Annotated in this window: 18 protein-coding genes; 10 read left to right on the top strand and 8 right to left on the bottom strand. The window is 66.2% G+C overall.

Annotated features, from left to right (window positions below; genetic code table 11):
- Positions 1–47 precede the first annotated feature (47 nt).
- The 4 genes from manA to QF038_RS14275 are packed head-to-tail and all read right to left on the bottom strand — an operon-like array spanning position 48 to position 4,766.
- Positions 48–1,295 (bottom strand): mannose-6-phosphate isomerase, class I, encoded by a 1,248-nt coding sequence (gene manA, locus QF038_RS14290; RefSeq protein WP_307610727.1) that lies wholly within the window; start codon positions 1,293–1,295, stop codon positions 48–50.
- A 36-nt stretch (positions 1,296–1,331) separates the two neighbouring features.
- Positions 1,332–2,978, bottom strand: a complete 1,647-nt coding sequence (locus tag QF038_RS14285) for an LCP family protein (protein WP_307610726.1) — start codon at positions 2,976–2,978, stop codon at positions 1,332–1,334.
- Positions 2,979–2,988: 10 nt separating this feature from the next.
- Entirely contained in the window at positions 2,989–3,573 is a 585-nt protein-coding gene (gene purE, locus QF038_RS14280) for a 5-(carboxyamino)imidazole ribonucleotide mutase (protein ID WP_307610725.1), read from the bottom strand.
- The gene (locus tag QF038_RS14275) at positions 3,570–4,766 is read right to left on the bottom strand and encodes a 5-(carboxyamino)imidazole ribonucleotide synthase (protein WP_307610724.1); all 1,197 of its coding nucleotides are present in this window, start codon (positions 4,764–4,766) and stop codon (positions 3,570–3,572) included. The genes purE and QF038_RS14275 overlap by 4 nt, the downstream gene beginning before the upstream one ends.
- A gap of 176 nt (positions 4,767–4,942) precedes the next feature.
- Here QF038_RS14275 and QF038_RS14270 point away from each other — a divergent pair, with 176 nt between their 5' ends.
- Positions 4,943–5,512, top strand: coding sequence for a GtrA family protein (locus QF038_RS14270; RefSeq protein ID WP_307610723.1), 570 nt, complete (start codon positions 4,943–4,945; stop codon positions 5,510–5,512).
- Positions 5,513–5,534: 22 nt separating this feature from the next.
- Here QF038_RS14270 and QF038_RS14265 read toward each other — a convergent pair whose 3' ends face one another.
- Positions 5,535–6,233: a TIGR03089 family protein gene (locus QF038_RS14265; RefSeq protein ID WP_307610722.1), complete on the bottom strand. Its 699-nt coding sequence runs from the start codon at positions 6,231–6,233 to the stop codon at positions 5,535–5,537.
- 392 nt (positions 6,234–6,625) lie between these two features.
- Between QF038_RS14265 and QF038_RS14260 the strand changes: the two genes are divergently transcribed.
- The 3 genes from QF038_RS14260 to QF038_RS14250 are packed head-to-tail and all read left to right on the top strand — an operon-like array spanning position 6,626 to position 12,172.
- Positions 6,626–7,156 carry a WhiB family transcriptional regulator gene (locus QF038_RS14260; RefSeq protein ID WP_307610721.1) on the top strand — a complete coding sequence of 177 codons (531 nt, stop codon included), beginning with the start codon at positions 6,626–6,628 and terminating at the stop codon, positions 7,154–7,156.
- A gap of 29 nt (positions 7,157–7,185) precedes the next feature.
- A complete protein-coding gene (locus QF038_RS14255) occupies positions 7,186–10,515 on the top strand; it encodes a glycosyltransferase (RefSeq protein ID WP_373461573.1) in 3,330 nt (1,109 codons plus the stop codon).
- Positions 10,508–12,172, top strand: coding sequence for a DUF5719 family protein (locus tag QF038_RS14250; protein WP_307610720.1), 1,665 nt, complete (start codon positions 10,508–10,510; stop codon positions 12,170–12,172). The genes QF038_RS14255 and QF038_RS14250 overlap by 8 nt, the downstream gene beginning before the upstream one ends.
- Before the next feature lie 32 nt (positions 12,173–12,204).
- Here the strand turns inward: QF038_RS14250 and QF038_RS14245 are convergent, their stop codons facing one another.
- On the bottom strand, positions 12,205–12,717 hold the full coding sequence (locus tag QF038_RS14245) for a metallopeptidase family protein (protein ID WP_307610719.1): 513 nt from the start codon (positions 12,715–12,717) through the stop codon (positions 12,205–12,207).
- A gap of 119 nt (positions 12,718–12,836) precedes the next feature.
- Between QF038_RS14245 and QF038_RS14240 the strand changes: the two genes are divergently transcribed.
- The 4 genes from QF038_RS14240 (at position 12,837) to QF038_RS14225 (ending at position 16,424) form a co-directional block, all read left to right on the top strand.
- Complete coding sequence (locus tag QF038_RS14240) at positions 12,837–13,226, top strand: DUF3499 domain-containing protein (protein WP_306638703.1); 390 nt, start codon at positions 12,837–12,839, stop codon at positions 13,224–13,226.
- Positions 13,227–13,303: 77 nt separating this feature from the next.
- Entirely contained in the window at positions 13,304–13,540 is a 237-nt protein-coding gene (locus QF038_RS14235; RefSeq protein WP_307610718.1) for a hypothetical protein, read from the top strand.
- Positions 13,541–13,643: 103 nt separating this feature from the next.
- Positions 13,644–15,122, top strand: a complete 1,479-nt coding sequence (gene ahcY / locus QF038_RS14230) for an adenosylhomocysteinase (protein WP_307610717.1) — start codon at positions 13,644–13,646, stop codon at positions 15,120–15,122.
- Between the two features lie 63 nt (positions 15,123–15,185).
- Entirely contained in the window at positions 15,186–16,424 is a 1,239-nt protein-coding gene (locus QF038_RS14225; protein WP_307610716.1) for an Ig-like domain-containing protein, read from the top strand.
- A gap of 16 nt (positions 16,425–16,440) precedes the next feature.
- Here QF038_RS14225 and QF038_RS14220 read toward each other — a convergent pair whose 3' ends face one another.
- The gene (locus tag QF038_RS14220; protein WP_307610715.1) at positions 16,441–17,241 is read right to left on the bottom strand and encodes an RDD family protein; all 801 of its coding nucleotides are present in this window, start codon (positions 17,239–17,241) and stop codon (positions 16,441–16,443) included.
- 67 nt (positions 17,242–17,308) lie between these two features.
- On the opposite strand from QF038_RS14220, the gene QF038_RS14215 reads away from it, so the two are divergent.
- The gene (locus QF038_RS14215) at positions 17,309–18,301 is read left to right on the top strand and encodes a stage II sporulation protein M (protein ID WP_307610714.1); all 993 of its coding nucleotides are present in this window, start codon (positions 17,309–17,311) and stop codon (positions 18,299–18,301) included.
- A 126-nt stretch (positions 18,302–18,427) separates the two neighbouring features.
- Complete coding sequence (locus QF038_RS14210; protein WP_307610713.1) at positions 18,428–19,651, top strand: TIGR01906 family membrane protein; 1,224 nt, start codon at positions 18,428–18,430, stop codon at positions 19,649–19,651.
- Here the strand turns inward: QF038_RS14210 and QF038_RS14205 are convergent.
- Positions 19,642–21,471 (bottom strand): long-chain fatty acid--CoA ligase, encoded by a 1,830-nt coding sequence (locus QF038_RS14205; protein WP_307610712.1) that lies wholly within the window; start codon positions 21,469–21,471, stop codon positions 19,642–19,644. The two genes, QF038_RS14210 and QF038_RS14205, sit on opposite strands and share 10 nt — an antisense overlap.
- Position 21,472: the final 1 nt, after the last annotated feature.

Genomic DNA, 21,472 nt, shown 5'->3' with positions numbered 1-21,472 from the left:
TTTGCTCGTTGCCGGCCTGGCAGCCGCTGGCTGCCATCAGCAAACAGCTAAAGGCCGGTGGTCACGGCGAACGCCAGCGCGGGTTCAGTGCTGCCGGCCACCGGATGGACGTTGACCGGCGCCTCGGCGGCCGGCAGGAAGGCGCTGCCGCCGCGGGAGAGCTGAAGATCCCCCTTGGGGGAGTCCAGGTAGATGTCCCCGACCACCACAATCACCACGGCGGCGCCGGACTGGGCCAGCGGAACGGGGCCCGCGTCCGGTGCCAGCTCGATCCGCTGGAGCTGGAATTCCTCGAAGGGCGGCCGGAAAAGCTCCTGGTCCATGACGGTCCGCTCGGCCTGAAGCATCGGCACGGCGACTGGCTGGAAGTCGATGGTCCGCAGCAGCTCCGGGACGTCGACGAACTTGGGTGTAAGCCCGCCGCGCAGCACGTTGTCCGAGGACGCCATCACCTCTACGCCAAGCCCGTGCAGGTAGGCGTGCACGTTCCCGGCCGGCAGGTAGACCGCCTGACCAGGCTGTAGGGAGATGCGGTTGAGCAGCAGCGATATCAGTACGCCGGGGTCACCCGGGTACTTCTCATTGAGGCTGATGACGGTGGCCAGTTCGGTTTCGTAGGGTGCCAGCGGAGCGCCGGCCAGTAGCGCTGCAACCACCTGGGCAGTGTCGTCAGCCACTGACTGGCCGCCGGTGATCAGCCGCTCGAAAGCGGCCCGGAGGCTGGCGCCTTCATCACCCGCCCGGAGATCCTCGAGCAGGGCACCGACCAGCGCGGGTGCCTCGCCTTCCACCGCATCAAAGGCTGCCGCAACATGCTGCAGGATTTCCCGGGTCTGGGCCACCGGGCGGAAACCGCAGAGCGCCTCAAACGGCGTCAGGGCAAAAATCATCTCCGGTTTGTGGTTGTCGTCCCGGTAATTCCGGTTGGGGGCGTCAGGGGCAAGGCCCTGCGCATTTTCCCGCGCAAAGCCCGCCCTCGCCTGGTCAAGGCTGGGATGGACCTGCAGGGACAGCGGCTGGGCGGCAGCCAGGACCTTGGCCAGGAAAGGGAGGCGGGGGCCGAAACGCGCCACCGATTCGGCGCCGAGGAAATGCTCGGGATCGCGCGAGATCAAAGCGTCCAGGGCAGCGGCGGAGCCGTCCTCCGGAACTCGGGCCACGGAGGGCGAGTCCGGGTGCGCGCCGATCCACAACTCCGCTTCGGGACGGCCGGACTCGGGGCGCCCCAGCAGGGCCGCGATGGCCGTTGTTGATCCCCAGGCGTAATCCCGGAGGACGTTATCAATCTCGTACAAGTTGGTGTCCGTTCCTAGGTCTGGAGGGAAGGGGGATTACAAGGGGGCGCACTGGCCGTTGGTTGCCACCAGTTCACGGATGGCTTGTTCGTCGCCCTGGCGCTTGAGCCCGTTGAGCAGGGACTCGGTGATGGGTTCACCGTCCGGAGTGGTGGTCACCGGCGTGAAGTCCGCCGACGGAGGAGACTGCTGCGTCCGGATTCCACCCCCGGCAGCCAGGGCGGAGGGGGCCGGTGCTGCCTGCAGGTGCCCGGATGCGGCCGCCGGAGCCACCAGCATGTCATCTGCGGAACCTGCGGACTGGGCCTCCGAGGCCGAGGCCAGCAGCTGGTCCACGCGCTCGTGGATGATGTCGAAGTCCGGAACGGTGGAGAAGGACGCGTCGAAGTCCGGCGGGCCGATGGTGAGCCGCTTGGCTTCCTTTCCCTTTGCCTTGATGGCAAGGTCCAGGAAGCTGCCCAGCTGCGAGGAGGAGATATTGGAGTCCACAACCTTGGTTCCGGCGTTGGCGATGTCCTCGAACTTGGCCAGCAGGGTGGCTGGGTCCAGCTGTTTGAGCATTGCCTGCTGGACGCACTGCTGGCGGGCGATCCTGGCGTAATCGTCCACGAATTCCCGCGAGCGGCCGTACCACAGGGCGTGGTAGCCGTCGAGGGTGTTGTCGCCGGCCGGGATCCAGCCCAGCGGCATGCCGTGGATGCCGTTGGCCTCATCGATGGTTTCCCCGCTGATGGGTACCCAGCCGCCGGCTTTGATCCGGATGCCGCCCATGGCGTCAATGAGCTTGGAGAAGCCGTCCATGTCCACCAGCACGTAGGCCTGGATGTCCATGCCCAAGGTTCCGGAGACGGCTTCCAGGGTGGCCTGCGCCCCGGGGTCCGCCACACCAGGGTAGAGGTCCGCGTGTTCGTTGGTGACCTCAGTGTTGATGGCGTTGATCAGGCACGCGTCGCCGCAGTCGTACCCGTCGGGGTAGATGGCCCGCATGGGGGAGTCCGCGCTGAACTGGGCGTTCTGGAAGTTCCGCGGGATGGAGATGATGGCCGTCTGGCCGGTCTCGGCATCGACACTCAGCACGGAAAGGCTGTCAGGACGCCTGCCGGTCCGGTCATCCCCGGCGTCGCCGCCCATCATCAGGAAGTTGTACCGGCCGTCCACCGGTTCCATGGCGGGGCCGGACGCGAAGATGCTGCCGATGGCGTTCCGGCCCACGTTAAGCAGGTAGGCGGCGTAACCCAGCGAGCCGCTTCCCAGCACCATCGCCAGCACCAGGGCAATCACGACGGCGGGCCGGGCGGGCGGCGCCAGCAGTACCGGGCGGATGAGCCTCAGGGTGTTGATAAAGAGGATGGCCCAGCCGGCGGCCAGCGCCGCCATAACGATGATGATGGCCAAAGAGGCGAGGGGGTTGGTGATGATGCTGATCAGCAGGGTCCGGTTGACCAGCAGCAGGATGACGGCCAGCACCAGGGCTGCCCAGGCGCACAGCGTTACCCTCAGCGCGGCCCGGCCGAGTTTGCGGTCGCCCGCCACGAGTTGGGCACTGCCGGGAACCAGGAGGGTCATCAGGACCAGCACAAAGCCGCGTTTGGTCCGGACCTGGGGTGAGGCGCTGACCGGGTAGCGGACGGGGTCCGTCAGGGCAGTGTCCGAGGGGGACTGCTGGATCTTGCTGCTGGACATGGCCGCCTCCCTAACGGCTGCCCCGGAGCGTTCCGTTTCCTTCTGCGAAGACCTCACTGACCTTCTGCCGGAGGTTTGCCCCCTTGCGGGTGGCCACGGCATTGAGGTCGGCGGCGAATTCGATAAGGTCGGCGCGCAGCGAGGCGGCAAGCTCATCAGTGCCTGCTGCCAGCATCCGGACTGCGAGGAGTCCGGCATTGCGGGCTCCGGCGATGGAAACCGTGGCCACCGGAACACCGGCAGGCATCTGCACGATGGAGAGCAGGGAGTCCATCCCGTCCAGGGTCTTCAAGGGAACGGGCACTCCGATCACGGGGAGCGGTGTGACACTGGCCAGCATGCCAGGAAGGTGGGCGGCGCCACCGGCGCCGGCAATGATGACCCTCAGCCCGCGCTCGTGCGCCGTCTGGCCGTAACGGATCATTTCCATGGGCATGCGGTGTGCGGAGACAACGTCGGCTTCGAAGGCAATGCCGAACTCCGCCAGGGCGTCAGCTGCCGCTTCCATCACTGGCCAGTCGGAGTCCGAACCCATTACCAGGCCCACCAGGGGGCTGGCCGCGGAACCTGGGGCCGGGGTAGCTTCGGCGCTCATGCGTTCTCCTCAAGAATTGCTGGCGGTTCTTCTGCCGGCACCCGGCCGTCCCGGATGATGCCTGCCACCACTGCGGCCCGGCGTCGAACGGAGTCAACGTCCGCCGTTGACGTGCCTGCCAGGTTGACATGGCCGATCTTGCGGCCGGGGCGCACGGATTTGCCGTAGCAGTGCACCTTGGCGGCCGGTTCGCTGGCCAGTGCCAGCGGGTAAGCCGAAAACAGGTCCTGGTTGTCTCCGCCCAGGAAGTTCTTCATCACCACAACCGGTGCCAGGGCATCTGTGGCGCCCAGTGGCAAATTCAGGACGGCCCGAAGGTGCTGCTCGAACTGGCTTGTCACGGCACCGTCCTGCGTCCAGTGTCCAGTGTTGTGCGGCCGCATCGCGAGCTCGTTGATCAGGAAGCCGACGCCTGTTCCGGGCGTCTCGAAGAGTTCCACCGCCAGGACGCCGGTCACGCCGAGTTCATTGGCAATCCGCAGGGCCGCGTCCTCCGCCGCGGCGGCAACTTCAACAGGGATATCGAGGGCGGGGGCGATAACTTCATCGCAGACGCCGTCGACCTGGACAGTGTGTACTACCGGCCACGCCCGGGCTTCCCCGTCAGGTGTGCGGGCAACCAGCGCCGACAGTTCCCGGGTGAATTCGACTTTTGCTTCGGCGAGGAGGGGGCTCATGGCCTCGAACCAGTCACTGGTTTCGGCAGCCTCCCCGGGGGAGGAGATGATGCGTACACCCTTGCCGTCGTAGCCGCCGCGCGGCGTCTTCAGGACTACCGGCCAGCCGGTCTCCTCGCCGAATGTGACGAGCTCGGCGACATCGGAAACGGAAGCCCAGACCGGATTCGGCAGTTCCAGGCGGTCGATGGCAGCGCGCATCACGAGTTTGTCCTGGGCATGGACCAGGGCGTCCGGGCCGGGCTGGACGTTGACGCCGGCTTCCTGGAGGGCCCTGAGATGGGCCGTGGGAACGTGCTCGTGGTCGAACGTCATCACGTCCAGGCCCTTGGAGAATTCCAGCAGGGTCTGGAAGTCCTTGTAGTCGCCCACCGGCGAGGAGGACACTGCAGACACGGCTGAAACGTCGTCACTTTCGGCAAGGACGCGCAGTTCGAAGCCGAGTGCTGTTGCCGCTGGGGCCATCATTCGCGCAAGCTGGCCGCCGCCAACCACACCTATTACTGGAAAAGTCACATGGGCCAGCCTACCGAAAACCGTCCGGTATCACGCCTTCGGGTCGGGGCGGCGGTTGAGTTTTTCGGCCGACGGGCCGCTGCGGGGAGCAAGTTTGGGGGGCTTCCGTTCAGCTTTGGGGGCTAAAATGGGCCTCTGGCCGTGTGGCCCATTGTTTTCAACGGCCATGGAGGGTCATGTTTAGCGCACTTTCAGATCGCATCCGGGGGCTCGCCTCGCTTTTCTGGCGTGAGGTGGCCAAGTTTGGTGCCGTCGGCGGTGTGGCGTTCGTCATCGATAATGGCCTCACGTATTTCCTTATGCACGGAGCGATGTCGGACAGCGAGGCCAAGGCCCGTTTTGTGGGGGCTTCGGTGGCCACGATCTTTTCCTGGATCGCGAACCGCCTCTGGACCTTCCGGCACCGCCGGCAGGCCAACGTGCTGCGCGAGTTCCTGATGTTCATCCTCATCAACGGCATCGGGATCGGGATTTCGACCGGATTTACCGCCCTGGCCAAGTACGGGATGGGGGTCACGGACAAGAACCTGCTCTTCCTTGCCGGAGTTGTGGGCATCCTGGTAGCAACAGTGGTCCGGTTCTTCGCCTACCGGTTCCTCGTGTTCAACCAGGAACTGGACCAGGAACCCGAGTTTTCGCACGACCACGAGCTCATCGAACTCCACCATGCCAAAGGTTCCCCCGCCGCTGCGGATGTGGCGGAGCCCGGGCCTTTTGCCGAGGACCCCGCCCAGCCCCAAAAGTAGGGGCGCGGCCCGGACCAGCTGTTCAGCTGCCGTGGATGCGTTCCGCGGCGAGCAGCTTCCCGGTGTCAGTAACGTCAGGGTGCGTGAGCACCACTGAGCCTCCGCGGCGCCAGGCGCCCAGTGCATTGGCCAAGGCCGCCTCAAGCCCGGCGCCGGCCGCCACATGCAGCCGGACGCCTTCTTCATGGGGCACCGCGAAGCCATCCAGCAGGTCCCGGTGGAGGTGCCGGCGCCCGTCGGATGTCACGACGGCGCAGGCCGACGGATCGGGATTGACATGCTGCATAAAAACATCCCCGTGGGAGCGCACCTCGGCTGCGTAGTCGAGGAAGCCGGCCGGAAGCCCGCCGTCCCAGCGCATGGCGAGGGCCGGCAGCGCAACTGCCACCACGGCGTCGTACTTTCCGTTCACTGCATCCGGCGCAGCGGTGGCCAGGAAGTCGGCCCGATCCCCGTTCAGCACGGTCTCAAGACCGAGCTGCCAGGCAGCCAATGCCCAGACCATGGACTTCCAATGCGCCGGAAGGTCCAGCGCCAGCCGCATGCCGGGGCCGGCGTCCAGTTCGTCCTGCAGCAGGTTGCTGGTTTTGGCCACCCAGTTATCCAGCACCTTTCCGGACAATTCCACGCGCTCTGCGTCAGGGCCGTACCAGGTGAGCCGCGGGGCTGTGGAATTGCCGGAACGAAGGCTGGTCATCAGATCGATTGCGGGGTTATTCATGGCTCAATCCTGCCACCCACCGTGCGGCGGGTCATTCGTTCGTCCTTGCAAGGTTCCATCAGATCGCCGGCAGTGTGATTCTTATCACTTCCGGTACTAAGCGTGCTTGCTATTTTGGCGAAAAGCGGCTATTTTCCGCACCAACTGGGACCTTTTGGCTTTCCTGCCCCGACTTTTCGCACCCTTGGAGCCGCTGTGGCGCGGGAGTCCACAAAAATCCCGGGCGTGGCGTGCGAAACTTCGCAGGATTTACTGATTATTATCCGGGCAGCGGCTTGACTCACCCTAGTTACACGCGTGTAATTAGGTAACTAAAGGCAACTGCGTAAATACCGGCACACAACCGAGTGTCCATGTATCCAGGCAGTGGCTGCAACATCAGGAGGGTCGCCGTGGGGCAAGCAGAGCGTATCCAGGAAGATGCCGTCGTAGCCGGTCAGGCAACGGCAAAATACCGTGCGCGGGGGGTGCCAAGCGATTGGTACGTGGACCCGGCCGATCCTGATGCGGCGGAACGGTACAACAGGAACAACAAGGATTTTCTCCAGGACCAGGCCACGGCGTTCCTCGCAGCACATGAAGCGCTCCTCGACGGCGGTGAGGACCCCGAGGACGAGCTGGACCCGCCTATGGAACTGGCGGCCGGAACGTCCCAGCCGGTCTGGATCGGCCTGCCGTTCCAGCAGGACTTTGACGACGAAGGCGAGCTTGGCTGGCAGACGGACGCCTTGTGCGCCCAAACGGACCCCGAAGCGTTTTTTCCCGAAAAGGGCGGATCCACCCGCGACGCGAAAAAAGTCTGCGGTGCCTGCAACGTGCGTTCGCAATGCCTTGAATACGCGCTGGCGAATGACGAACGGTTCGGCATCTGGGGAGGCCTGTCCGAGCGTGAGCGCCGGCGGCTGAGGAAGCGAGCAATCTAATTCATCAGGATGTCCACGTCACTGCCGTTGTGGTTGCCCACAACGGCAGTGCCTATCTCCCCAGAACCCTGGCAGCACTGGCGGACCAGACCCGGCCCGCGGACTACGTCATCGGAGTCGATGCCGGTTCCCGCGACGATTCCGAGGTCCTCCTCAAGCAGTCCTTGGGTGTGGCGCACGTTGTCAGCCACCGCGGGAAGAGCGGCATGGGTGCTGCGGTATCCGCGGGCCTCGCCCAGCTCGCGCCCTGGCGTGGTAAGCCAGGCGCGGGCACCTCGGAGTGGATCTGGCTGCTTCACGACGATGCCGCGCCCGCCCCGGAAGCCCTGGCTGAGCTTCTCACCGCTGTTGAACGCGCACCGTCCGTCACTGTCGCCGGCTGCAAGCAGCTGGATTGGCACGCCGAACGCCATCTGGTGGACGTCGGCCTGTCAACGAGCCGCTGGGCCGAACGGCTGACACTGATCGACGCCGATGAACTGGACCAGGGGCAATACGACGGCCGCACGGATACGTTCGCCGTGAACTCGGCGGGTATGCTGGTCCGCCGGGACATCTGGGAGCAGTTGGGCGGCTTCGACCCCGCGTTGCCGGGCAGCGGCGACGACGTTGACTTCTGCTGGCGGAACCGGCTGGCCGGACACCGGGTGGTGGTAGTTCCCGCAGCCACGATGTCCCACGTTGCCCACCGGCCCCATGCGCTGGGGAATGCTGCGGCAGCCCGAAAAGCGCAGGTCCATCTGCGCCTGAAGCATGCACCGCTGTGGATGGTTCCTGTCCACGCTGTGGCCGCCCTGCTGGGAAGCATCTTCAAATTTGTGCTGAGCATTGCCGTTAAGGATCCCGGGCACGGCATCATGCAGCTCGTTGCGACCTTCGCTGCGCTGGCCAGGCCGCGCGCTGTCATCAAGGCCAGGCGGACCGCCCGGAGGACACGCAGGATCAGGCGCTCCGTCATCCGCAAGCTCCAGACACCGAGGCGGGAGGTCTGGAGCCACAGGCGTTCGCTGATGGAAGCCCTGGGGTCGGACACCACTGCAGTTGACCACCTTGAACACGACCCCCTGGCGCATCAGCCCACGGGTGACGCTTCGGACGACTTCGCGGCGCTGGCCACCAGTAAACGCGGCTGGGTGGGCAACGGGGCGCTGGCCGCAGTTATCATCGCCTCAGTCACGTCGCTGCTGGGCCTGACCGGACTCTTTGGAGCCCCTGCAGTATCGGGCGGTGCCCTGATCCCCGTTTCCGCCGGGCTGGGCGAGATCTGGCACCACGCGTCCAGCTGGTGGATCTCCCTGGGCGCCGGACTCCCGGGCCGCGGCGACCCCTTCGGCTATGTCCTCTGGGTCCTCGGCGTACTCGGTGGCGGTGACGCCAATGCCGCCATGGCCTGGCTGCTGCTGCTCACCACGCCGTTGTCCGGTCTGACCGCCTGGTTTGCTGCCGGCGGACTGACGGTCCGCCGCCGGCTGCGCCTGGTGGCGGCACTTTTCTGGGCCGGTGCTCCCGCCCTGCAGGTGGCACTGAACCAGGGCCGGGCAGGGGCCCTCATTGCCCACATCATGATTCCCCTCCTGGCGCTCGCCCTGCTGCGGGCTACCGGCTCAGCCGTGGGCCAAGGCCGCTTTGAGGCCCCGGCTCCCGGCGACCGGCGCTTCGCCGACAGGCCGCCGGTTAAACCCGGGATCAACGGGATGCCGTCCTGGACCGCGGCGGCAGCTGCAGGCCTGGCCATGGCGGTGGTGACAGCTTCCGCGCCTTCCCTGCTCATTCCCGCCACCGTGGCAGTAGTGCTCTGCGGGCTCCTCCTTGGACGCCGCGGGCGCACCGTCTGGTGGGCACTGCTGCCCACGGCCGCCCTGTTCATTCCCTTCGGACTTTCCACGCTCGACCGGCCCCGGGCCTTACTGGCAGACCCCGGCGTGCCGCTGGCCTTTGATGCCGCCCCGTTGTGGCAGCAGCTCCTCGGACAGCCGCTCGAGTTCGGCCCCGACGGTGGTCTCTCCGGGCTCCCGTTCTTCTCCGACGGCACCCTGCCCTGGGCATCACTGCTGGCGTTCCTGGTGGCCGTGCCGGTGCTGCTCCTGGCCGTAGCCGGACTTTGCCTGCCAGGCCAGCGGACCGGAATTGCCCGGTCGCTGTGGGTTATTGCCACCATCGCCCTGGCCGGTGGATGGCTCGCCAGCAACGTGGCCGCCGGCATCAATTCCAACACCATGGTTACTGCCTTCCCCGGGCCGGCGGTTTCTGCCGCGGCCTTTGCCTTTCTGGGTGCCGCCCTACTGGGGGCGGAACAGCTCCTTGGCCGTGCCGACAAGGCTGCAGCAACGGGCACGAAGCACAAGCTGACCCTGCGGTCCGCCACAGCGTTGGGCACGGTGCTCCTTGTTGCAGGACCCTTGGCCGGCATGACGGCCTGGTCCGCGCAAAACCTTCTTCGAACGTCCGCCGTGGCGGCCCAGGACCCTGCCGGCGCCGGCGCACCGCTGGGCACACCCCGCCTGGTGGAAGCCGCCGGCCGGCGTATCCTCCCCGCAACGGCCATCGATCGGGGGACCGGGCCCGAACAGACCCGCACGCTGTTGATCAGCACCCGCGACGACGGCACCTATGACGCCTCGTTGATGCGGGGTGCGGGCACCACGCTGGACAGCCTCTCCGCCATCGCCTCCGCGCGGAACATCCTGGGCGCCCCGGGCTCCGAAACAGTCCGGGACGACGACGAGGTCACCGCCGCAGTCCGCCGTGTGGTGGCCACCCTGGTTGCAGGCCAGGGCGTGGACCCCCGGACCGACCTCGAACAGCTGGGCGCCGGCTTTGTGGTGCTGCGGGCCGCCGATACCGCCGCACAGCTGACCGCCAGCAGGATGGACGCCGTGCCGGGGCTTATTGCCGTAGGACAGACCGACGTCGGCTGGCTCTGGCGCATCGCTCCGCTGAACCAGCCGGCGCTGCAGCCGGCAGACATCACCCACCGCGTGAGGATTGTCGATGGCAACGGCGCCGCGATTGGCCTGGTACCTTCAGGCCACGACGACGTCGATGCCCCAATTCCCGAGGGTCCTGAGGGCCGCCTGGCAGTGCTCGCAGAGCGGGCAGATCCGGGCTGGACTGCGTGGCTGGATGGCCGGAAGCTCACAGCTACCACGTCCGGATGGTCACAGGCTTTCACACTGCCGCCCACGGCGGGCCACCTGACAGTGCGGTACGAAAACCCGGCCGCCCTTTGGGCAGGGATCGCCCAGGCCGCCGTCATCGGACTGACGGTGATGCTGGCCATCCCCATGCCGGCCCGGCGCCAGCGGACCGGCCTCTCCCGGGATGAAGGCTCGTTGCGTAAGGAACGCCAAAATGCATAACAACCCTGTTCACCCTGCAGCACCGTACGCGCTGCCTGCCGGCGGGGAAGCGGAAACCGAGGGGAGCCCGGACCCGGTGAAGCGCACCGGGAGCGGCCGCAAAGCGCTCGTGGCCGGGCTGCTGTCGGCTGCGGTCATCATGGCCGGTGCGGGAGCAGTGGTTGCGGCGGGATCCCTCCTTCCGCAGCCCGGCTCCAGCCGCAGCGTACCCGCGGGGGTTTCCGCGGTTCCGGCCGGGACCAGCGTGGGGGTCTGCCCGGGGCCTGCCCGCCTGCTGGAAGGCACGGAAGCGGGCACGGACCCGCAATTCAGTCCCGAGTCCGAGACTGCTGCCAGTTCAGTCACCGGCGCCGTCCTCAGTGCCGGCGGCGTGCTGCCGGCAAGCCGCCTGTCGGAACTCAGCGGCAGGACCGCCGTCGAAATTGCCAAAGAGCCCGGCCCGTCCGCTGCCGCCGGCGCTCCGCAGGAGCTCCTGGCCGGGGTTGTTGCAGGGCGGCAGGTGAACCAGGTGAGTGTGCTCAGCGCCGATGCCTCAACCAACCAGAAGGCCTCAGCTGCGGCGGGCATGAAGTTCACGGCAACCGACGGCGACCTGCAGGGGACGGCAGCCGCCAATTGCCAGCAGCCCTCCAACGACCAATGGCTCGCCGGTGCCAGTACCACGGTGGGCCGTACCTCCGTGCTGATGCTCACCAACGCTTCTTCCACACCGGCCACCGTGAGCCTGGAGCTGTTCGGGTCCAACGGACAGATCCAGGCGCCGGGAAGCCGCGGCCTGCTCGTGGCCCCCGGTACTTCACGGGCTGTAGTTCTCGCCGGCCTTGCCCCGGGTGAAGCACAGTTGAGCGTGCATATCCGCAGCGCCGGCGGCCCGGTCGCCGCCGTCATCCAGCAGAGCGTCCTGCGGGGACTAACCCCGGGGGGTGTGGACTTCATCGCCCCCGGTGCAGCGCCGGCTGTCCGGCAGGTGATGACCGGCGTCGACATCCAGGATGCGGGCCAGGTTGCTTCGCTCACGGCAAGGTCCGGATATGAGGACGCCGGACCGGCCCTGCAGCTCACCGTACCCGGCCCCTCCGACGCCGTGGTGGAGGTCAAGCTCTACGGGCGGGACGGCCAAAAGGCCCTGCCGTCCGGCGGCGTGATCACCGCGAAAGCAGGTGCGGTTACCGAAATTCCACTCGCCGGGGTCCCGGCCGGCCACTACACCGTGGCTGCATCATCGGACGTCACCTTCGTGGCCGCTGCGCGGGTTACGCGCGGACTCCAGGAGAGTAAAGCCCTGGATGTCGCCTGGGCGGCATCCGGAGTCAGGCTGGGCAGCCAGCACGTGGTGCCGGTTCCGCCGGGCGGCCAGCGCACCCTGGTCTTTGGCGCCCTGGAGAACCGGGCCACCATCACGTATTCGGCCATCACCGCAGACGGCAAAGTCAGGGCGCCGGCCACGGCGGACATTGCCGGTGGAACAACAGCTTCCATCACGGTGCCTGAGAAGGCTGACGATTCGGACGTGGTCGGCTACGTGGTTTCGGCGTCAGGGGACGCTGCCTATGGTTCCTTGCTGCTGCAGCAGGACGGCCGGGACGACATCTCGTCACTGGCATTCCTCCCGGCCGCTGCCGGGCAGGAAACAGTACCCGTGACCCTCAGCTACTGACGATGCCTACAGCCGGCACTTAGTACCGGCATTTAGTACCGGCGCCGGTAAACGGGGTCCAGCGTTTCGGGGGCAACACCCAGCATTTCAGCCGTGTGTTCCACCACCACGTCATGGACCAGGTCCTGGAGGTCGTCGACGCCCCCGCACGCCTGCTCCACCACGCGCCGGTACACCGTGATCATGGGGCCGTCCTGGTCCGTTGCAGGGATGTAGGCGCCCATGGGTGCCGGGGCCGAATTCGCTGCCAGCTGTTCGAGGTCCGGGGGAATCTCATCCACGCCGAACCGCACGCCGTCGAGGGTCTTGCCCCAGATGTCGTGTAGCCTCTGGGCGGAGTCCAGGACCATGTCATCGAACCGGTCAGAGCGCGTGCGGTAACCGGGATGGGTGGGGAGCATCACTTCGCCACGGAGGCCGCGTCCATGCCGGTTTCGGCGGCGGGCCATAAAGCTTTTGCCGGGCATTCCGGTGCCCGGGTCCTTAACGGCATCCGGGTCAGCCAACCGGACCGTAAAACCTGATTCATGGTTCGATGACTGCATACATCGACTGTAAACCCGGGCGAACAATTACGCGATACATTGTCCCCGGCTTCACGGGCGCGTCGACCCGAAGCCGCAATGCGCCGATATGCGCTGGACAGCGAGTAGTCTGGGATGTCGTGGGAGCTATCCGTCAGTGTTCAAGATCTGCATGCCGCCAGTCAGCGGTGGCTACCCTGACGTACGTCTATGCCGACTCCACTGCAGTCCTTGGTCCGCTGGCCACCTATGCTGAACCCCATTGTTACGATCTGTGCGAGCAGCACGCAGGCTCCCTCACCGTTCCCCGGGGCTGGGAAGTCCTCCGGCTCGCCATGCCCACCACTCCGCAGCAGCCGGGCCCCGATGACCTGCTGGCCTTGGCTAACGCGGTGCGGGACGCCGCTGCCTTGCCGGCCCAGCCGCAACCGGCCACAGCCAAGCGCGGGCCACATTCAGCGCTCGAAGCTCCGGCTGGAGCGGAAGGTACCCGGCGCGGCCACCTGCGCGTCCTCCGGGAACCGTCCTGACCGCATCTGGCGGTACGCTGGAAGCTGCAATTCCGTCCGCTACCGGCGCCAGCGCGCCCGTCAGGGAGCATGTACCAATGCCAAAGATCAGTCCTGAACTGCTGTCCGTCCTGCGTTGCCCCGTGACAGGTTCGCTGTTGGTGCAGGAGGGCGAGGAGCTTGTCGCAACCGCCGGGGACGAGTCCGGCGTTAAGCCCCGGTACGCCATCGAGGACGGGATTCCGCTCCTGCTTCCGCCCGAACTGCTGGCAGCCGCCGCCTCTGCCGGTTCAGACCAGCACGACGCCACCACTGCTGCGCCGCCGGCAGGGTAGCCCCACATCCCTTTCGAACCACAGGCCCACCCGGCCACTGGCGCCCAGGTGCCGCTCCCGGACCCCGCACCGGCCATCGCCGGTCCAAGTAAAGGATTCACCCATGGCTTTTGATTACAAGGTTGCCGACATCTCCCTGGCTGAAGCCGGCCGGCACCAGATCCGCCTCGCCGAGCACGAGATGCCCGGCCTGATGTCCCTGCGCGAGGAGTTTGGGCCCAGCCAGCCGCTCAAAGGCGCCCGGATCGCCGGGTCCCTGCACATGACCGTGCAGACCGCCGTGCTGATCGAAACGCTGACGGCCCTCGGCGCCGAGGTCCGCTGGGCTTCCTGCAACATCTTCTCCACCCAGGATGAAGCCGCTGCCGCCGTTGTGGTGGGCAAGGGCACCGTGGAGGACCCGCAGGGCGTGCCGGTGTTCGCCTGGAAGGGCGAAACCCTCGAGGAATACTGGTGGACCGCCGAGCAGATCCTCACCTGGCCCGGCGCCGAGTCTGATCCGGAGCTCGGCCCCAACATGATCCTGGACGACGGCGGCGACGCCACCATGCTGGTGCACAAGGGGGTCGAGTTCGAGGCAGTGGGCAACGTTCCCTCCGCCGATCCCACCGATTCCGAGGAATACGGAATCTTCCTGGAGGTCCTCCGCCGCTCCCTCGCGGCAGACCCCAAAAAGTGGACCCGTACGGCCGCCACCATCAAGGGCGTCAGCGAAGAAACCACCACCGGCGTGCACCGCCTCTACCAGCTCGCCGAACAGGGCAAGCTGCTGTTCCCCGCCATCAACGTCAACGACTCGGTCACGAAGAGCAAGTTCGACAACAAGTACGGGATCCGGCACTCCCTCCCGGACGGCATCAACCGCGCCACCGATGTATTGATGGGCGGCAAGGTCGCCGTCGTCTGCGGCTACGGCGACGTCGGCAAGGGCGCCGCCGAGGCCCTCCGCGGCCAGGGCTCCCGGGTCATCGTCACCGAAATCGACCCCATCTGCGCCCTGCAGGCCGCCATGGACGGCTATCAGGTGGCCAAGCTCGAGTCCGTCCTCGCCCAGGGTGACATCTTCATCACCACCACGGGCAACAAGGACGTCATCATGGCCGAGCACATGGCGGGCATGAAAAACAAAGCGATCGTGGGCAACATCGGCCACTTCGACAACGAGATCGACATGGCCGGGCTCGCGAAGGTCCCCGGCATCAGGAAAGTGGAGATCAAGCCGCAGGTCCACGAGTGGGTGTTCGACGCCGGAACGGCCGCCGAGCGTTCCATCATCGTCCTCTCCGAGGGCCGGCTGCTGAACCTGGGCAACGCCACCGGGCACCCGTCCTTCGTCATGAGCAACTCCTTCGCCAACCAGACCATCGCCCAGATCGAGCTGTGGACCAAGAAGGACCAGCCGGAGGGCCAGCGCGAGTACGAAAACCAGGTCTACGTCCTGCCCAAGGTCCTGGACGAAAAAGTTGCACGCCTGCACCTGGACGCCCTGGGTGTGGAGCTCACCGAGCTGACCAAGGACCAGGCCGAGTACCTGGACCTCGACGTCGCCGGCCCCTACAAGCCCGAGCACTATCGTTACTAAGAAGTAAAGCGCCCGGGTGCCAACGGCACCCGGGCTGTTACTTTTTGCACCTAGGATCAAAATATGGAGCCTGAAGTCAAGCCCCGCCGTCCGGGCAGAACCAAGAAGATTCTTGTGGTGGCAGCCGTGTGCCTCCTCGCCGCTGTCGGGGGCGTGTTCTCCGCGGTGGCGCCGGGAATCGCCCGCGGTGCCATTGAATCCGAGGCAGGCTCCGCCGTCAGGACGTCTCCCGGCGTCGCGTTGCCGGTCATCGCTCCCGTGAAACTGGACGCCGCGCCGGCCAACGGTGCCAAGCAGGTGAACCCTGCCGCCCCGGTGTCACTGAAGGTGGCCAACGGCACCATCGAACGAGTCACCCTCACCAGCACCTCAGGGGAGACCGTCGAAGGCAGCATCGACGCCGGGGGCACCGGCTGGACCGCAGCCGGAGCATTGAAGTTCAACACGGACTACAGCTACACCTACGTGGTCAAGGACAGCGCCGGACGTGAGACAAGCACCACCCAGACGTTCAGCACCGTCTCCAGTACCCATGAAGCCGACGCCGCGATCTACCCCCTGGATGGCATGAAGGTGGGTGTGGGGCAGCCCCTGCAGATCACCTTCAGCGAACCTGTCATAAACCGCGACGCCGTGGAGAAGGCCATCACCATCTCCAGCAGTGCCGGCCAGGCGGGCGCCTTCCACTGGTACAGCGACACCATGGTCCGGTACCGGGCCGAAAACTTCTGGGCCGCAAACTCCACCATCACCATGGACATGAAGCTCTTCGGCGTGGACCTGGGCAACGGCCAGATCGCCAACTTTAACAAAAAAGTGAATGTTGCCATTGGCGACAAAAAGGTGGCTGTGGCGGACGCTGCCGCCCATACCTTCACGCTGAGCGTCAACGACCAGGTGGTCAAGACGCTGCCGGTCAGCATGGGCGACAAGCGCTTCCCGTCTGCACGGGGGTATGGCGTGCTGATGGAGAAGAAGCGCTATGACCACTTCCGGGCCTCAAGCATCGGATTGAAGCCCGATGACCCCGCCTATTACGGTGACGTGGATGTCGAATACACCATCCGGCTTACACTCAGCGGGGCCTACATCCACCAGGCCCTGCCGTCCGCGTTCCCCTTCATCGGCAACACCAACGTCTCGCATGGCTGCATCGGTTTCGCTCCCGACGGCGCTGCCTGGGTCTTCGACAACATGGGCACCGGCGACGTGGTCCAGATTATCAACACCGAGGGTGACTACGCGGCCCATACGGACGGCTTCGGCGACTGGAACATCCCCTGGGGCGAATACAACAACTAGCGCCGGGCTGCAGCGGCTAACTGCTGAAGGGCAGCCGCTGCAGCCTCGCGCCCGTCTCAGCGCTCCGTCGTCGTGCCTTGCCCAGCCTCGCCAATTCCCTGGTCCGCCGTTCGGCAACGACGGCGGCAAGGTAGTCTTCAGCGCTGGTTCCCGCGGGCGGGGGAGGGGCCACGTGGGCCGCGAGTTCTGTGGCAATCGACTCAGCCATCCCGGCCCTGGAGAACGGCGCCATACGGCCTGCCTGCCGGGTGAATTGCGATGCCCGCCGCGCCGTGGCATCCGGGAGCCTGCCGATATCCGCCGTGGCCGCCCAGGCCGTCAACCGGGGCGGAACGAACACCGGCGCGGACCGTTCCACCGGGACCCGGCTCCGGATGGCATATGTCCCGGCCATCAGGTCGCCCAGCCGGCGTGACCTCTCGTTAAAGAGGGCCACGGCAATGGCCAGGCCGCCGAAGGTCAAATAGATTTCAAGGAATCCGGTCAGGCCGCGGATGAGGGCGTGGCGGAAGCGGATGGCCCCGCCGTCCTCCCTGACCACCCGCAGGCCCGCTGCAAGTTTGCCCAGGGAGAGCCCGCGGCTCAAGGTCTCGATGGCCACTGGAACGATCACCAGGCAAAAGACCACGCCGGCAAGGACCAATGCCCGCTGGGCGGCCTCGTCCAGGTCGTCACCGGCGGCCGATATCCCCATCAAGATCACCACGAGCAACGCGATGCTCAACGCCATGTCCAGGAGCAGGCCCAGGGCGCGGGCCGCGAAGGAGGCGGGACGCAATTCCAGTACCACTGCTTCGCCCGTGACGATCGAACTCATGCTGGTCCCCGTTCCGCGCATTTGATGTTGCAGACGCAAGTCTAGTGCCGGGCGCTAGGCTGATGCCGTGGATATGGACGCGTTCTCCGCCATCAATGCGGACAAGTGGTCCCGGCTGCATGAGATCGCCTACAAGGCCAGGCTCACCGGGTCCGAGGCAGATGAGCTGCTGGCCCTCTACCAGTCGACGTCCGCACATCTGTCCCTTATCCGGTCCCTTGCTCCGGAAAGCGGTCTGTCCGCGTCCCTTTCGGCCACGCTGGCGCAGGCCCGCACCCGTTTCACCGGAGCACGCTCGAACGTGATGGCCGACCTGGCACGGTTCTTTGTGGTGGCCCTTCCTGCCGCGTTGTACCGGCTCACCTGGCTTACCCTGGCGTGCGGTGCCGTGTTCGTCCTGATAGGCGCCGCCTATGCCTTGTGGATCAGCGGGAACGCTGAGGCGCTGCGGGCAGTGGCATCCGAAGCGGCGGCCCGGCAGTACATCGAGGAAGACTTCATCAACTATTACTCGGAGAACCCTGCCGCATCCTTCGCCGGGGCGGTCTGGACCAACAACGCCTGGATCAGCGCGCAGGCCGTGGCACTGGGGATCACCGGCGTGTGGGTGCCCATGATCCTGTTCGCCAACGCCCAAGGGGTGGGCATTGCTGCCGGCATCTTCGCCGCGGCCGGCAAGTCTGACGTTTTCTTCAGCTACATCCTGCCGCACGGCCTGATGGAGCTCACGGGAGTGGTTATCGCCTCCGCCGCCGGCCTCCGGATTTTTTGGGCCATGGTGTCACCGGGCCCGCGCTCCCGTGGAAGGGCCGTGGCCGAGGAAGGCCGGTCACTGATCACCGTTGCCTTGGGACTGGTCCTGGTGCTGTTCGTCTCCGGCCTCGTGGAAGGGTTCGTGACACCCAGCGCACTGCCGGTATGGGCCAAGATCGGCATTGGAGCCACGGTCCTGGGCGGGTACTGGCTTTATGTGGTGGTGTGCGGCCGGCCTGCATACCTGGCGGGGGAGCGCGGTGACCTGCGCCGCGAGGATGCGGGCTATTCCGACATCGCTGCCTGAATCGTTGTAATCCTGCCGGGGTGGTTCCTCGCGCAGCCGGAATTCCGGACGGTAGGCTCGTCAACAGAGAAAACGCGCAATGGACCCGGAACCAGGCGCGAAGACCCAACGGAAGTGGACCCTGCTGTGAAAGACGACACTCCTGCCCGCGCCCGGCGAGCCGAGCCGCAGCCGGACCCGATCCTGGACACGTCCGGGGACTCTGCAGAGCCGGCGTTTTCCTGGATGACGGGCGGCACAGACACCGGAGGCCCGGCCACTGATGACGCCCATGAACCCGTCAGCGCAGAATCCGCAAGCACTCATTCCGGCAGCACTCATTCCGGCAGCACAGTTGAACCTGCCGGTTTCGCTGATGCTCACCGGGGAACGCCTTCCCGTGGCGGGGTGGATGCCCACGGCTCCACAGTGTCGGCCGGCACGTCTGCCCAGGGTGCGGGCAGGGTTGAGCAGCCGGAGAGCCGGGCGGACCGCAAAGCCGCTGAGGCCGCCGTCGAGGAACCGGAGGCTTCGTCCAGCCGGGAAAGCTCACCCGTCTTCCGGGAGCAGTTGCCCACCTCGGCCCTCCAGGTCCGCCCGCCCCAGGAAGAAGTGGAGCGCCGCAACGCCCAGCGGGAAAGCGCCGCAAACGCCAAACCGGTGGCTCCCCGTGTGATGCAGGTCCTGCTCGCCATCTTCTTTCCGCTGGTCTTGCTGATCCTCGCCGTCCGCGCGGTCACCAGCCCCCTGTTCCTTTGGGTGGAATACAACCGCCCCGGATTTCCCGGCGACGGCTACGGGTTCAGCACCGACGACAGAATGACCTACGGCTCCTACGCCGTGGACTACCTCAGCAACTGGGCCGGCCCGCGCTACCTGGGGGACCTGGTGCACCGCAGCGGGGACAAGTTGTTCAAGGACGGCGAAGTCAGCCACATGGCGGACGTCAAGCTGGTGATCCTGTCCACCTTCGGGGCGGGCGTGCTGCTGGTCCTGTTCAGCCTGATCGCCATCCTGTACCTGCGCAGGCGCAGTTCCGGAGGCGTCAGGAGGGGACTGTTCGCCGGCTCCCTCATCACGCTGGTGCTGATCCTGGGGCTGGGAACGCTGGCAGTGTTGGGATGGCAGCAGTTCTTCACCGAGTTCCACCGGATCTTCTTCGCCGAGGGCTCCTGGACATTCAGCATGGACGACACCCTGATCCGGTTGTTCCCCGGCCAGTTCTGGATTGACGCCGGAATGGTGATCGGGGGCCTGGTCGTGCTGACAGCGCTTGTGACGCTGATCCTCACCTGGCCGACACGCCGGCGGCGCGGCCTGGTAGCGGAGAAAACGACGGCGGCAGCCGGGAAGTCAGCGGATCAGTCGTAAAGCTTGCCGATCTCGGCTTCGAAATCGTGCACCACGGCGCTGCGCTTCACCTTCAGCGACGGCGTGAGGTGACCGGATTCGACGGTGAATTCCGCTCCCAGCACGGCGATTTTGCGGATGGATTCCGCTTTGGACACCAACAGATTCGCCTGGTCCACCGCTTCCTGCACCGCGGCCGCCACCTGCGGATCGCCGGCGGCCTCCCTGATGGACCGGGACGGCAGGCCGCGCTCCGAGCACCAGTTCTCCAGGCCTTCTGGATCCAGGGTCACCAGCGCTGAGATAAACGGCTTGCCGTCACCCACAACCACGGCATGGCCCACCAGCTGATGTGCCCGGATTTTTTCCTCGAGGGGTCCGGGCGCCACGTTTTTTCCCCCGGCGGTGACCAGCAGGTCCTTCTTCCGACCCGTAATGGTGAGGAATCCCTGCGGGTCCAGTTCCCCCAGATCGCCGGTTCGCAAGAAACCGTCCACAAAAGCCTCGGCGTTCGCGGCCTGGTTGGCGTGATATCCCCGGAAGACGCCGATGCCCTTCACCAGGATCTCCCCGTCCTCGGCCACCCGGATGGTGGTGCCTGGAATGGGGATGCCCACTGATCCCACCCTGGTACGCGCCGGGGTGTTGACTGCGCACGGAGCAGTGGTTTCGGTCAGGCCGTAGCCTTCCAGGACCGGGATCCCTGCGCCGCGGAAGAAATGGGCGTCCTCAAGGCTCAGCGGGCTGGCGCCGGAAACGGTGTACCCCACCTGGCCGCCCATGGCCTGGCGGAGCCGCGGGTAGAGCATCCTGTCGAAAATTCCATGGCGGATCCGGCACAGCAGGCCTGGGCCATCGCCTTCACCGCGGCTTCGCCGGTCCTCCGCCTTTGAGTACTCAATGGCCGTGGCGGACGCTGCGCTGAACAGCCGGGCTTTGCCCCCTACTGCCGCCTTGTGCGCCGCGGCAGCACGGACCTTTTCAAAGATCCGTGGAACCACCAGGAGGAAGGTGGGCCTGAATGAGCCCAGGTCTTCGATCAGCTGGGCTGCGCCCGGCGAGTGCGCCAACGTGGCACCAGCTGTCAGGCAGACCACCTGCACCGCACGGGCCAGCACGTGGGCGAGAGGCAGGAACATCAACGTCCGGGCCTGTTCCTGGAGCAGCAGCTCTGGAAGGAATGCAACAATGTTCTTGGCTACCAGGGCGAAGTTGCCGTGCGTGATTTCGCAGCCCTTGGGCTTGCCCGTGGTCCCGGAGGTGTAAACCAGGGAGGCGACGTCGTCCAGCACAGCCTTGCCCCGGTGCCGTTCCAGCTCGGCGTCGGTGACGCCCGTCCCTGCAGCGGCAAGGCTCGCGAGGTTGGGGGCATCGCCGTCGAAATCCATCCGGACCACGTTGATCAGCCGGTCCCGGAGCAGGGACGAGCCGGCCAGGACACCAGCGACGAGCTCCGCCTTGGCCCGGTTTTCCGCGAACACGCGCCGGACTCCGGCGTCGTGGAGGATCCATTCCACCTGGCTGGCGGAGGACGTTTCGTAGATGGGCACGGTCACTCCGCCGGCAAACCAGATGGCGAAATCCACCAGCGTCCATTCATAGGAGGTGGCCGACATCACCGCCACGGCGTCACCGGGCTCGAGTCCGCCGGCGATGAGCCCCTTGGCAAGCGCGCTGACATCCTGCAGGAATTTCTGCGCCGGAACGTCCACCCAGCCATTAGGCCCCTTGCGCCGGTACAGGGCACGCGCCGGATTGGCGGCCTGCTGTTCCAGCAACAGGTCGGTGACGTTGCTGGCAGCATCAAGCTCAACCAGCAGCTCCGTGCTCGCTTCTCTCACA

Origin of the sequence: Pseudarthrobacter sp. W1I19 (genome assembly GCF_030817835.1) — a bacterium.
Taxonomy (GTDB): Bacteria; Actinomycetota; Actinomycetes; order Actinomycetales; family Micrococcaceae; genus Arthrobacter.
The sequence above is the reverse complement of the archived record's forward strand: the minus strand, read 5'-3'. Positions and strand labels throughout refer to the sequence as shown.

Excerpts from the sequence above, each read along its gene's own strand:
- QF038_RS14285 (WP_307610726.1), bottom strand. The coding sequence starts at position 2,978 with ATGTCCAGCAGCAAGATCCAGCAGTCCCCCTCGGACACTGCCCTGACG.
- purE (WP_307610725.1), bottom strand. The coding sequence starts at position 3,573 with ATGAGCGCCGAAGCTACCCCGGCCCCAGGTTCCGCGGCCAGCCCCCTG.
- QF038_RS14270 (WP_307610723.1), top strand. The coding sequence starts at position 4,943 with ATGTTTAGCGCACTTTCAGATCGCATCCGGGGGCTCGCCTCGCTTTTC.
- QF038_RS14265 (WP_307610722.1), bottom strand. The coding sequence starts at position 6,233 with ATGAATAACCCCGCAATCGATCTGATGACCAGCCTTCGTTCCGGCAAT.
- QF038_RS14250 (WP_307610720.1), top strand. The coding sequence starts at position 10,508 with ATGCATAACAACCCTGTTCACCCTGCAGCACCGTACGCGCTGCCTGCC.
- QF038_RS14245 (WP_307610719.1), bottom strand. The coding sequence starts at position 12,717 with ATGCAGTCATCGAACCATGAATCAGGTTTTACGGTCCGGTTGGCTGAC.
- QF038_RS14235 (WP_307610718.1), top strand. The coding sequence starts at position 13,304 with ATGCCAAAGATCAGTCCTGAACTGCTGTCCGTCCTGCGTTGCCCCGTG.
- ahcY (WP_307610717.1), top strand. The coding sequence starts at position 13,644 with ATGGCTTTTGATTACAAGGTTGCCGACATCTCCCTGGCTGAAGCCGGC.
- QF038_RS14225 (WP_307610716.1), top strand. The coding sequence starts at position 15,186 with ATGGAGCCTGAAGTCAAGCCCCGCCGTCCGGGCAGAACCAAGAAGATT.
- QF038_RS14220 (WP_307610715.1), bottom strand. The coding sequence starts at position 17,241 with ATGAGTTCGATCGTCACGGGCGAAGCAGTGGTACTGGAATTGCGTCCC.